This window comes from Paenibacillus mangrovi, from assembly GCF_022898935.1.
GTDB lineage: Bacteria > Bacillota > Bacilli > Paenibacillales > Paenibacillaceae > Paenibacillus_AQ > Paenibacillus_AQ mangrovi.
On sequence record NZ_JALIRP010000010.1, the window covers coordinates 107,423 to 119,904 of the forward strand.

The 12,482-nt window shown below is 47.2% G+C and carries 10 protein-coding genes; all 10 read right to left on the minus strand.

What is annotated here, in order from left to right:
- Positions 1-75: 75 nt before the first annotated feature.
- The 10 genes from MUG84_RS21475 to MUG84_RS21520 all read right to left on the minus strand — a co-directional run bounded on the left by MUG84_RS21475 (position 76) and on the right by MUG84_RS21520 (position 12,405).
- Positions 76-1,065 (minus strand): ABC transporter permease, encoded by a 990-nt coding sequence (locus MUG84_RS21475; protein ID WP_244728781.1) that lies wholly within the window; start codon positions 1,063-1,065, stop codon positions 76-78.
- A complete protein-coding gene (locus MUG84_RS21480) occupies positions 1,058-2,041 on the minus strand; it encodes an ABC transporter ATP-binding protein (RefSeq protein ID WP_244728783.1) in 984 nt (327 codons plus the stop codon). Before MUG84_RS21480 ends, MUG84_RS21475 begins: the two co-directional genes overlap by 8 nt.
- 30 nt (positions 2,042-2,071) lie before the next feature.
- Entirely contained in the window at positions 2,072-2,911 is an 840-nt protein-coding gene (locus MUG84_RS21485) for a GDSL-type esterase/lipase family protein (protein ID WP_244728785.1), read from the minus strand.
- Positions 2,912-3,129: 218 nt separating this feature from the next.
- Positions 3,130-3,912 carry a CAP domain-containing protein gene (locus MUG84_RS21490; RefSeq protein ID WP_244728788.1) on the minus strand — a complete coding sequence of 261 codons (783 nt, stop codon included), beginning with the start codon at positions 3,910-3,912 and terminating at the stop codon, positions 3,130-3,132.
- Positions 3,913-4,116: 204 nt separating this feature from the next.
- Positions 4,117-5,145: a galactose/methyl galactoside ABC transporter permease MglC gene (gene mglC / locus MUG84_RS21495; RefSeq protein WP_244728791.1), complete on the minus strand. Its 1,029-nt coding sequence runs from the start codon at positions 5,143-5,145 to the stop codon at positions 4,117-4,119.
- A gap of 21 nt (positions 5,146-5,166) precedes the next feature.
- A complete protein-coding gene (locus tag MUG84_RS21500; protein ID WP_244728793.1) occupies positions 5,167-6,678 on the minus strand; it encodes a sugar ABC transporter ATP-binding protein in 1,512 nt (503 codons plus the stop codon).
- A gap of 105 nt (positions 6,679-6,783) precedes the next feature.
- Positions 6,784-7,836, minus strand: a complete 1,053-nt coding sequence (locus MUG84_RS21505; RefSeq protein WP_244728795.1) for a galactose ABC transporter substrate-binding protein — start codon at positions 7,834-7,836, stop codon at positions 6,784-6,786.
- Between the two features lie 126 nt (positions 7,837-7,962).
- On the minus strand, positions 7,963-8,946 hold the full coding sequence (locus MUG84_RS21510) for a substrate-binding domain-containing protein (RefSeq protein WP_244728797.1): 984 nt from the start codon (positions 8,944-8,946) through the stop codon (positions 7,963-7,965).
- Positions 8,943-10,742, minus strand: coding sequence for a histidine kinase (locus tag MUG84_RS21515; RefSeq protein ID WP_425313258.1), 1,800 nt, complete (start codon positions 10,740-10,742; stop codon positions 8,943-8,945). Before MUG84_RS21515 ends, MUG84_RS21510 begins: the two co-directional genes overlap by 4 nt.
- Before the next feature lie 4 nt (positions 10,743-10,746).
- The gene (locus MUG84_RS21520; RefSeq protein WP_244728799.1) at positions 10,747-12,405 is read right to left on the minus strand and encodes a response regulator; all 1,659 of its coding nucleotides are present in this window, start codon (positions 12,403-12,405) and stop codon (positions 10,747-10,749) included.
- Between the last annotated feature and the right edge of the window lie 77 nt (positions 12,406-12,482).

Consider the following 12,482-nt stretch of genomic DNA (forward strand, 5'->3'; position numbering starts at 1 on the left):
GCTCCCCCTTTGTGCTTCTTTATGTAGGATTTCTATCCCGAAATGCAAACAGATGTTTTGTTATCCTTGTCCATTTTAATTCAAGATATCCCTTCTCGTAAAGACAAGGAATGAGATTATAAGCGCGGCAACCGCCCAAACGGACAAAACCGTAAGTGAAAACCCAAGTGTCATTCCCTCAATCGGAGCCGGTGTACCTGACAGATAGTCCGTCAAATCCAGGTTTACCATAAACAAATATTTGGCGCTGTTCCAGGCCGATGCCATGTTCGTCAAAATCGATCCCGCAATCAGCGCGGCCATCATGACAACGATGCTTGCCGCCGTACTCCGAATAAGGACCGATACCATGAAGGCGAGTGAAGCCACGGTCAGACTTACGAACCAGACCAATCCCCCCTGCATGAGCAGGTATTTCCACTGTGGAACAGCATGTACTGCAGAAAGATCCACGTTAGAGCCTGTAATTTGAAAGCCCGTAAATACCGGGAGATTAAATCCTTGATATCCAAAAAAAGCTCCCGATATCACGTACGTAATGACAAACGCGGCTACAACAGTAAGTGAAGTGAACATGTACAGCGCCACCAGTTTGCTCAGCAGCACCTTCCACCTTTTTACCGGCCTTGTTAGAAGCATTTTGATTGTGCCTGTCGTTCTCTCCCCGGATACTATATCGGATGCAATCGCCATAATCAAAAGAGGGATAAACAAAGTTATCGAATTTGCCATGAACTCCCGTGTAAATGTGACTCCATTCGGTTCATTCGGATTGATGTCATGATCCAGGTAATACTGAAGCTGCTGCACTAAAACTTTCCTGTACTTCTTCCATTCCTCAGGTACGCGATCACTTCCTAGGGAATTCTCATTATCGGTTATTTGCTGCTGCACTTCAAGCCTCCAGTCGCCGTGAAATTTCGCACGGGTCTGTTCAGCGGAGCGCATCTGGGCATAAGTGAAAATAGGAACCAGCACCAGCAAAATTAACAGAATAACATAAAAGCGTTTCTTTTTAATAATTTTGATGGTTTCATTTTTGATCAGAGGCAACACGCTATTCAATGCTTTCACCCTCCGTCATCTTCAGGAACAGCTGTTCCAAGGTCGGGTTGATCTTGTGCACGCCCTGAACAGAAATTCCCGAATTCACAAGATGCAACACCATTCCGGCAATGTCTTCTTCTTCCATACGGGTCACAATAGCGTTCGGTCCCATACCCGCAATAATCGTATCATCCAGTACCCTATCTACCTGCTCGATCACTTCGATCTCCTGCCGGCTGGTTAATTCCCGTTTCCCAGCTTCGACAGGCTCCAGATCCCAGATCACATATTTCGCGTTCGCAGCCACAAGCTCCTCTACTTCACCTACGGCCAGAACCCGTCCGAGGCTGATTATCGCCACCCGGTCGCATAAAAGCTGGATTTCGCTCAGCAAATGGCTTGATACAAATACCGCTAGCCCGTCCTCCGCCAGCTCTCTAATAAATTGACGCAGCTCCTTGATTCCTTTGGGGTCAAGACCGTTTGTCGGTTCATCGAGAATAAGCAGCTTCGGTCTGCCCAATAGAGCCTGTGCGATGCCAAGCCGCTGACGCATCCCGAGCGAATACGTGCTCACCTTATCATGAATGCGTTGATCAAGGCGGACGATATTGACAACTTCTTGAATCCTCTCCCTGTCAATTCCAGGCTGCATGCGGGCAAAATGCTCCAGGTTCTCCCAGCCGGTGAGATACGTATACATCTCGGGATTCTCCACGATCGAGCCGACATAACTCAGTGCTTGCTCCTGCTGCTTATTCACATCGAAGCCGCATACTTTGATGGTGCCGCTGCTCGGCTTGATCAGATCCACGAGCATACGGATCGTCGTCGTTTTCCCCGCTCCGTTCGGACCTAGAAACCCAAAGATCTCACCTTCACGGACGTCAAATGTCACATCTTCAATAATCCATTTTCTTCCGATCTTCTTCTTGACATGCTCAACCGATAACACGATATGATCTTGAGCACTCGGGTTGTCCGTCACAGGCATGTTCTTCGCTCCTTTCCTAAGCTAGCGCTTCTAACGTATCGCTTGAACAATACGCTCGGCAATTTGCTGGTAACCGTCGCCGTTCGGATGAAAATGATCTGAAGACAAATATTTATCCAGATTGTGCTGGAAAAGATCAAATGTCGGCACCAGCATCATGTTGCTGTTTTTGTTGATGGTCTCTAGCGCTGCTTGATTCCAGCTGGATACCGCCTGATTGCCCGGTATCTGCAAGTCCTTGATATCGCCAAACGGGTTATACAATCCGATATAGACAATCCATGCGTTAGGGTTAATGGCACGAATGCGTTCCAAAATGGCCTTAAGCTGAGTTGAAGCCTTAGGCAGCCCTTTTAACAGGTCTTTCGGATCAAGTTCTAGTCCGGTAGCTGTAGACGATGTTCCAGCGATGCCTTTGACAGCGGACTCGGCACCCTGAAATAGGTCATTGCCCCCGATGGACAAAAGGATGATATCTGCTTGTCCGAGTACATATTGTGTCCCCCGCTCCTCGAGCTTTGGTAGCAGTCCGGTCGTTGTAAGACCGTTAATGCCGAGATTGTTCAGGAGGATAACTTTTTTGCCCGTATCCTTCGCCAGCTCATTGACGGTACGCCTAGCAAATCCCATGCCGGTGTTGTCTCCTGTCCCTTTGGCCAGGGAATCACCAATCGCGGCAATCTTTATTTCCTTCTTGGCTTCAGGACCTTTAGCTTCATGATTCTCTTGCGGCTGCGCCGCCGAAGGGGTTTGCCCAGCCTGTGGATACTGGATATCCTTAATCGCATAGACAAAGCCGATAAGCAGAAGGAGCGTGGCCAAAATCGACACGATGCTCACGATACGCCATATCCATTTCGATGAATTCAAAACCGATCCCTCCAAGTTCATCTTTGATGGCTTTCATGTTTTTTAACCGTCAAATACATATGTACATAAACATAAAACTTCTATGCAAAATTTGCAAATCAGGGCAGGATCTCTCTTAAGCATGCCAAGTATAAGCCCTTAATATAAGGATGATCATATGTGTTGAACAGTAAAAAAAGCCCGCTTCCCTAAGGAAACGGACTTCGTTATAAGTTATATTAGTTCGCAATGAACTCTTGTACCCAAATTCCGTTGTAGTAAGCTACACCGATTTGCGTGTAGTTGCTGTTCAAAATGTTTGCACGGTGACCTTGACTATTCATCCATGCGTTCATAACTTCAGTCGGAGTTTTTTGGCCCTTAGCGATATTTTCTCCTGCGTAACTGTAAGAAATTCCGTATTTCTTCATCATGTCAAACGGAGAACCGTAAGTTGGAGAGTTATGGTCAAAATAGTTGTTGGTGTACATGTCTTTAGCCTTGTCCATCGCCATGCCAGACAGTTTAGTGTTTTCAGTCAACGGCTTCAGACCCGCTTTAGCACGTTCTTGGTTTACCAGCTTAATGACCTCAGAAGCATAGCTCGACTTATCGTCGGAAGGCTTCGAAGGCTTTTGATCTGGATTCGACGGTTTAGACGGAGTGGATGGCTTAGCAGGATTCGACGGTTTAGACGGAATCGATGGCTTGTTTCCTGGACCCGAAATTGGGTGAGATGGTTTAGGCTTGCTTATATCACCAGAACCTGGGGAATGGATTGGATAATCGCAGCTATTATTACCGCCATTGTTACCGCCATTATTTTGCAGCCATTGTTGCAGATAGGCTTGCAGATCCTGCAAGGATTGGAAATCTTGCAAGTTTTGCGGGTTGCTTGTAGTTGGAACAGTATTTTGCTGGGCAGATGCCGCCGAAGCCGGACCTGCTCCCATCAGACCTACTGCAAGTACTGCAGCACATGCGGTGCTGACCATAGTCTTCATCATGTGTTTCTTCTTCATGGATACATCTCCTTCTTCTTGAGGTATACAACCAGAATGGTGATCTGTTCCGGTTACAAAGTTGTAATGACTTACCTAAACAGTGTAACATAATTGTTTTTATTGTGGAGTCCTCAAATAATGGAAATATATTTCCATATTCATCAAACACGAATAAACCGCAACCAGCAGGCTGCGGCAATCCAGATTCAAGTTCAAATGAAGTTATTTCTTCGCTGCATACTTACGCATATCAAAAGCAACGGCAGCCACGATAATCAAGCCCTTAACGATCAGCTGCCAATATGGGCTGAGGCCGATAAAAGTAAGTCCATAGTTAATGATCGTAAAGATTAGCACCCCGACCATGACGCCTGGTACCGTTCCGATACCGCCTGTCGTGGACACACCGCCGACAACACAAGCCGCAATCGCATCGAGCTCATACATATTTCCATAGTTATTCGTCGCGCCGCCTGTTCTGGAGGCTTCTAGCACACCCGCCAGACCATACAGAGCACCAGCAATCATGTAAATATAAATCAGATTTCTGGCTACGTTGATGCCGGATACCTTGGCAGCCTGCATGTTGCCGCCGATGGCATACATGTTTTTGCCAAGCTTGGTTTTATTGAAAATAATCCAAACAACGAAGGCAATAAAGATGGCGATCAGCACAATGTAGGGAATAGAATATTGTCCGTTACCAATGGACCCTGAGCCTATGTTCTTAAAATCATTACGGAGACCGCCGATCGGTTGAGAGTTGTTAGGATCCATATCAAAGTACATGGAGTTAATGCCATATACCACGATCATGGTGCCAAGTGTAGCAATAAACGGAGGAACTTTCAGCTTTGCGACAACGAGTCCGTTAATCAGACCGCAGATCAATCCGACCAAAATGGCTAGTACGATCGGTAAGAATAACTTAACCTGCGGTAGATCTGGAAAGAATCGGTTGGCATAACTCGCCGTTTGCAGCATAGATGCAGATACGACGGCTGTAAGTCCAACAATACGCCCTGCTGACAAGTCCGTTCCAGCGGTAATCAGGGTAAATGCAACCCCTAAAGCAATAATGGCTCTTGTGGAAGATTGAATCAAAATATTGCGTAGTGAGTCTATCGATAAAAATGCCGGGTTATAAATGGTAATTCCGATCACGAGCAGCACGAGTACGATAAAAATCGCATACTGGGATGTAAAGCCCTGTATTTTTTTGATGCCGCCCATTTTCTTCGTATTCAGCATGGGTTCTCCTCCTTCGATGTCTTAATGCTGTGCGGCCAGCCGCATAATTTCTTTTTCCGAGGCGGCATCGCCATCCAGAATTCCCGTCAGGCGTCCTTCGGACATGACCATAATCCGGTCTGACATCCCGATCAGCTCAGGCATCTCGGAAGAGATCATAATAATGCTTTTGCCCTGCTTCGCAAGGTCTTTGATAATGGAATAAATTTCGAACTTCGCTCCGACATCGATTCCGCGCGTCGGTTCGTCAAGCAACAGAATTTCCGGCTCGGTTAGCAGCCAGCGGGCTAAAAGCACCTTTTGCTGGTTTCCCCCGGATAGGTTCATGATCAGCGTGTTAGACGAAGGTGTTTTAGTTCTCAGCTTCTCGACCATGATGTCTGCTTCTTTTCTCTTCTTGCGTCCATCCAGGAAAAAGAGCAATTTACGGTAACGGCTCAGGTTCGCGATCGATGCATTTTCATGAACAGGCAGCACTGGAAATATCCCAGTCACGCGGCGTTCCTCAGTCAAAAGCGCCATGCCCTGCTTGATCGCATCCTCCGGTGCTTTGATCTTGACCTCTTTGCCGTGTATCTTGATATGGCCAGATGATATTCCCCGTAAGCCAAACAGTGCTTCTATAAGCTCGGTACGCTGCGCGCCGACGAGACCGCCAATCCCCAGAATCTCACCTTTACGGAGCTCAAAGGAAATATCCTTAAAGGACTTGGGGAGCGGGGAGGTAATTCCTTTGACCTCAAGCAGAACTTCTCCAGGAACATTTTCGCGATCCGGAAAACGCTGCGTCAAATCACGGCCGACCATTTTGGAAATAATTAGGTCTGTAGTCAGCTCGGCCGCAGGCCAAGTGCCTATTTTCTGCCCGTCACGCATAATCGTGACCTCATCGCAGATTTGCAAAATCTCTTCCATTTTGTGCGAAATATAAATAATGGCAACGCCGCGTTTCTTGAGATCCCGGATGATTCGGAATAAATGCTCCACTTCGACACTGGTCAGCGAAGAGGTGGGTTCGTCCATGATAATAACTTTGGATTGAAAGGATACCGCTTTGGCGATCTCAATCGACTGAATCTTGGAAACCGACAGCTTGCCTACAATGGTGTCCGGCTCCAGATCAATATCAAGCTGCTTAAAAAGCGCTGCCGTATCCTTGTACATTTTCTTATGATCAATGAACTGGATCGGGCCCACACCTCTGGTAGGAAATCGTCCCAGCCAAATATTTTCCATCACATTACGGAACGGTACGGGATGCAGCTCCTGATGAATCATGGATATTCCGTAATTCAGCGCATCCTTGGAGTTTTCGATCTGTGCCTTCTGTCCATCCAGAATGATCTCACCCGCATCCGGAGAATAAATGCCGTACAAGCACTTCATAAGCGTTGATTTGCCGGCCCCGTTTTCCCCCATCAGGGCATGAACCGTGCCAGGTCTAACCTTTAACGTCACTTCATCCAACGCTTTGACACCGGGAAATTCTTTGGAAATCACGTTCATTTCCAACAAATACTCACCTTGAGCCATAGATTTCCGCTCCCTGCTCCTCATCCCCACCAAGTAGTGAGACGGCTGGCGCCGCCTCACTCGGCAGGATGGTTTTTATGTTGAAGTTTGACCTAAATATTGTTTTTATTTGGCGTCATTGATATTGTCTTTAGTGATTTTTTTGTATGGAATCCACACATATTGGTTATCTGTGATATCGAACCCGATATTGTCTTTGGAAGGCGTGTCGCCTTTAGCCAGCACCGTTGCAAGCGATACAGATGCTTTTCCTTGGTTGTTCGCATCGTTCAGAACCGTTCCGAGCAATGTTCCTTCCTGCAGAGCTTCAATCGCCGGAGCTGTTGCATCTACGCCTACGACAGGCATCATTTTACCGTCCTTGAAGTAACCGGCAGCTTTCAAAGCTTCGATCGCGCCGAGAGCCATGTCATCATTGTTTGCCAGCACGGCTTCGATTTTGTCGCCACGCGAGCCAAGGAAAGCAGCCATTTTCTCTTGGCCTTTTACGCGGTCCCACATGGCCGTGTCTTCTTCTAATTTTTCTACTTTTATGCCAGCTTTCTCAATCGCTTCAATCGAGTACTTCGTGCGCAGCTCGGCATCCTGGTGTCCAGGCTCGCCCTTCAGCATTACGTACTGCAACACGCCGTCCTTGTTCTTGTCTGCTTCCGGATGAGCTTTCCAATAATCGGCTATCAGTTCGCCGGACATGGTTCCGGATTCTTCCGCTTTGGCGCCAACATAGTACACTTTATCCCATTTCTTCATATCTTCAGGAAGAGGCTCGCGGTTCAGAAATACAACCGGAATATTGGCGGATTGTGCCTTGTCGATAATCACGCCTGCAGCCGTACGGTCCACCGGATTAATGACAAGAGCGTTGGTTTTCTTCGAAATAAATAGATCGATCTTATCGTTTTGAGTCGGCTGGGAGTTTTGGCTGTCTACGATGTCTACTTTCGCTTTGCCCTCAGCGTTGGCTTTTATCGAGTTGCGCACGCCTGTCATAAAGGTGTCGTCAAACTTATAAATCGCTACGCCGATGGATGGTTCTTTGCCGCCGTCCGTGCTTTTCGAGCCGCTGTCGCTTGCGCTTTTGTCGCTGCCACTGGAACAGCCTGCCATGACAGTTCCTAGTAGAGCACCTGCCAGCAATACGGAAGTTATTTTTTTCATCGTAATCATGACCTCCTGATTATCTTCTGGTTTATCGCATCCTCTTGGGATACGTTTTCATTATGCTGGATCGATCGCTGGATTCGAATATAAAATTCTCATGTGTTTTATGAAAATTCTCATGCCTTACTTCACAAATGGAAACAGCAGCTTCTGGTTCTCGGGCCACAGCATGTTATCCAGATCGATCAGCTTCGAGTAGGTATCCACCCGATCGGGAACCTCGATGCCCTCCATGACTTGAACCGCCAGCTGTACGGCTAAATATCCATTATTAAAAGGGTTCTGGATCACCGTCCCCTGCACGATTCCCTCCTGCAGCAGCTCCATCACCTTGGCCGGGCTGTCAAATGTGATAATCTTGACTTTTTCCCCGTAACCCAGCTCCTGAATTTCTTCAGCCGTTCCAATGGATGCAACCTCATTTAATGCGACGATGCCGTTTAGATCGGGATGCTCCGTCATCATTTTACGTGTGAGCTTTCTGGCGAGCTGCTCGTCGGATTCGCAGTATTCAATGTCAACCACCTCGACTCCGGGATACCGTGCCACATAGTCCATGAACCCCTCTTCGCGCTCATCGGCGTTTTTTGCTCCCTTCACAAAATTCATTACGCCGATCCTGCTTTCTGTACCCGTTAGCTTGATCAACCGCTCCGCAGCCTTTTGGCCTGCTTCGTAATTATTGGTCCCTACAAACGTCTTGATCCGGGCGGATGCCACCTCCGAATCCATAGAAATGACAGGAATTTTGTAATATGCGGCACGGTCCGTCACCTGAGCCAGCTTCATATAATCGCTTGCCGATAAAATAATGGCATCCGCATTGTTATGGATTGACTCATCCACAAGACGGATTTGCTCATCGATATCATTTTCATTAGGCGGGGCCTTGAAGGTGAGATTGACGTTATACTCTTTGGCAGCCACTTCCGCACCCATTTTAACCGTATTCCAAAAATCGCCGTGGTTCATTTTGACGATCATGTCCACGTTTTTCGGCTTTTCCAGTACATGCAGGCTCGGAGTCACTCCACTGCAGGATGTCAGCAGGATCGTCAGCGCCAGCATTAAAATGCCCATTATCCGTTTCGCAATCTGACTTGTCATGAGATCCCCCTTTCCTGCCGCTCCGCTTCGTTTTTCTCCACAGGCAGTGTAATCGTCACCGTCGTGCCTTCCTCAAGCTCGCTTTCGAAGCTCAGCCCATAATTTTTACCGTAGTACAAACGGATCCGCTCATTGACGTTTTTGACACCGACACCTGAGCCGCCGCTTCGGATGCCCCCAACGAGCAGCTGATCCATGACCTGCCGGGTCATTCCAAGCCCGTCGTCAGAAATCTTGATCACCAGACGCTCCTCCTGAACGAAAGCATAAATGCGAATAAAGCCTTCATCGGACATTTTCTCGATGCCATGATAAATCGCGTTTTCCACTATCGGCTGAAGAATCAGCTTCAATGTCATACAAGCAAGCGCATCCTCTTCGCATTCGATAACATAGCTGAATTTATTTTTGAAACGTATTTTTTGAATGATCAAATAATGCCGAACATGCTCCAGCTCTTCCTCCAGCGTAATAATGTTTTTGCCTTTGCTTAGACTGATCCGGAAAAACTTCGAAAGAGATGTGATGGTCGCGACAATTTCCTCTTTCTTTCCTTTCTCCGCGAGTCGTATGACCGAATTCAAAGTATTGTAGAGAAAATGCGGATTGATCTGGGACTGCAGCACGTCAAGCTCGCTTTTCCGCTTCGCCTCCTGCTCATGAATGATCTGTTCCATCAGTTGGCGAATGCGATGAAGCATAAAGTTGAACCGTTTGGATAGCTGTACCACCTCATACGCCCCGCTGACTTGAATCGGCGTACTGAAATCACCCTGCCCCACGCTTTGCACCGATTTTTCCAGTCTGCGTAGCGGCTGCGATATTTTCATAGAGACGAACACCGCAAGCACCACAACCGCAGCGCAAACGACCAGCAAAAACCAGAAAACAAACTGATTCAAGTCTTTTTGGGTTGTAATGATTTCATCCGGATAGGCAACCCCGACGATTTTCCAGTTGATCGGTTCAACCGTCCGAATCGTGATATATCTGGTTTCGCCTGTGGATTTGTCCGTGTAACTGCCATAGGCATATTCAAAAACGGGTTCGAGGTTTTCATACTTCAGACCGGCATAAATGAGCTGCTGCTGGGGATGATACACGATATTGCCCAGGTCATCGATGATGTAGGCATATCCTCTTTTGCCCAGGCTGACCTTGCGGCTTAGCTCATCGATCGTCCGGAAATTGACGTCCACCAGCAAAATGCCTTCTTTAGTGACTCCTTGATCTTTGTATTTAATAACCCGGCTGAGCGAAACCACCCATTTATATTGGCCTTTGTACAAATTCTGGATATGCGGAGCCGAAAAAGAGAGCTTCTGAGGCTGATCAAGTGCCGATTCAAACCAGCTCTGCTCTTTCAGCAGGGTGTTGCGACGCATTTCCAAATTCGGAATATCAAGTACAAGCTTTCCCTTCGGTGTAAAGAGCCCCACAGACACCAGATCCTCACGGGTATGAAGCAAAGTCGTCAGCTGCTCTCGAAGTACTGGGCTTGAAATGTCCGGCGTATTGTTGATCTGCTCCTCCACCACTTCATAGATATCCTGCATTCCTTTTACATACAGCTCCAAATGATAGTTGACCTGCTCAATAATCTGCTGAATGTTCAGGTAGGCGTTTTCCTCCGCTGTTTTGGTGAACTTGTTATACAGCATGAAGCTGACCGCAACGACAACAAGAATGGTCATCAGTGTGAATGAAAAGGTAATGATGGTCTGAATGCTCCGAAGCTTAAAGGACATACGAATCCGCGGTAGCTGAATGATTTTTCGTTTACGATGTATCTTCAATCAGTTACGCACCTCCCGCGCCGTTTCTGTATTCTTTAGGTGAGATGCCGAATTTTTTACGGAAACAGAAGCTGAAGTAATTCGGATCCGAAAATCCAATCCTTTCAGCGATCTCAAACGTTTTCAAATCAGATGATCTGAGCAATTCCTTCGCGGCCTCCATCCGGATCTGCATCAGATAATTCACAAAGGTCATTTTGACTTCTTTTTTAAAAATACTGCTGAAGTAGCCCGTGCTGATATGTAAATGCTTGCACACCTTATTTATGGAGATCTCGCAGTCCTGATAATGAAGCCGAATGTATTCTTTCGCATTTTCCACCAGCTGGTTATATCCCGACTGTCTACCTTGCGCAATGGAGTTCATCAGTTTCAGGCAAATCCCGCTCATCCACTGCTTAACCTCCTGCAGATTGTTGTATTTGTAAATTTCCGCGAAAGGATAGGTTCCTGCGCCGAACAATTCCTCCAGTTCCACGCTGAATTCCTTGGCAACTTTCATGACGCAGGTGAGGATTTCCATGAGATATACTTGACAATCCTGCACAGATAACTGCGCGAGCTGCATACCGCTGAACAACTGGCTAAGGACTGCATCCATCTCTTCCGGTGTGCCAACCTTAATACAGCGAATCAGCGTCTGCTCCTTCAATTCGTCAAAGCTTAGCGACTCGTATTGTCCAGATTCGACATCTCCAATCCAGATCACGCGGTCATTGCCAAGAATAAGCCGGTAGTCGAGCGCTTGCATCGCTTTTTGATAGGACTGGTGAATTTCTCCGGGCTGAGTGCATACCGTTCCTGCTCCCACGGTGATGGTAAGCTTCAAATATTTGTATACATTTATGCGGATTTCCTCTAGTACGGCTAACGTCAACTGTGCCGCCTGGCCCGAATCCTGCTCTAACTGGGCAGACAGCAATACGCAATCCTCCAGGTGGATAAACACCTTGAAGCCTTCAAGGCGCTGGCAAATTTCTTCCGCGATATTCAGAACTGCGAACAGCTGAAGGTAGCGGTCCTCCGAATATTTTAATGAGCTGGATGATACCATCTGCACGCCTTCTTCAGGTTCCGTCAAATGGTTATGAACATAATCAAGCCGGAGCACTGAAGCCATAAAGCTCTGACCTTCAAGTTCCATGCCATAGCTGCTGCTCTTCTCCCGTATTTCATCGGTTGACATACTGCGCGATACCAGCTGAGATAAAAAAAGCTCCCTGAGCACAGGAATGCTTTTGCGGTAATGCTCCATCAGGACATGAATATTTTCTTTTTCAGACCTTTCGGCATCCATTTGCAGCTTGACCTTGAGTACAACCTCAACCAGCTCCTGTGACGAAAACGGCTTGAGCACATATTCATCGATTTGCAGCTTGATCGCTTTTTGCGCATACTCAAATTCGTCATATCCTGTCAAAATAATAATCTTGGTCGCCCGGTAATGTTCCCGGATCCAGCCGGCAAGCTGCAGCCCATCCATAAAAGGCATCTGGATATCCGTCACCACGACATCGGGAATATGTTTGTCGATGAGCTCTGCGGCTTCCCTGCCGTTCTCGGCGGTATCCACCACTTGAAAACCGCAGCTTTCCCAATCGATCTCTTCTACCAGACCGTCCCTTACATCTTCCTCATCTTCCACCAGCAACAACTTGTACATTGTCCTCATCCATCCTTAAAAGTCAGTTTTCAGTAAGAAACCCACAGCATAGACGCTGTAATATTGTAAACGCTTAC

Coding starts and splice junctions, on each gene's coding strand:
- MUG84_RS21500 (WP_244728793.1), bottom strand. CDS start 6,678: ATGGCTCAAGGTGAGTATTTGTTGGAAATGAACGTGATTTCCAAAGAA.
- MUG84_RS21520 (WP_244728799.1), bottom strand. CDS start 12,405: ATGTACAAGTTGTTGCTGGTGGAAGATGAGGAAGATGTAAGGGACGGT.
- MUG84_RS21510 (WP_244728797.1), bottom strand. CDS start 8,946: ATGACAAGTCAGATTGCGAAACGGATAATGGGCATTTTAATGCTGGCG.
- MUG84_RS21490 (WP_244728788.1), bottom strand. CDS start 3,912: ATGAAGAAGAAACACATGATGAAGACTATGGTCAGCACCGCATGTGCT.
- MUG84_RS21480 (WP_244728783.1), bottom strand. CDS start 2,041: ATGCCTGTGACGGACAACCCGAGTGCTCAAGATCATATCGTGTTATCG.
- MUG84_RS21505 (WP_244728795.1), bottom strand. CDS start 7,836: ATGAAAAAAATAACTTCCGTATTGCTGGCAGGTGCTCTACTAGGAACT.
- mglC (WP_244728791.1), bottom strand. CDS start 5,145: ATGCTGAATACGAAGAAAATGGGCGGCATCAAAAAAATACAGGGCTTT.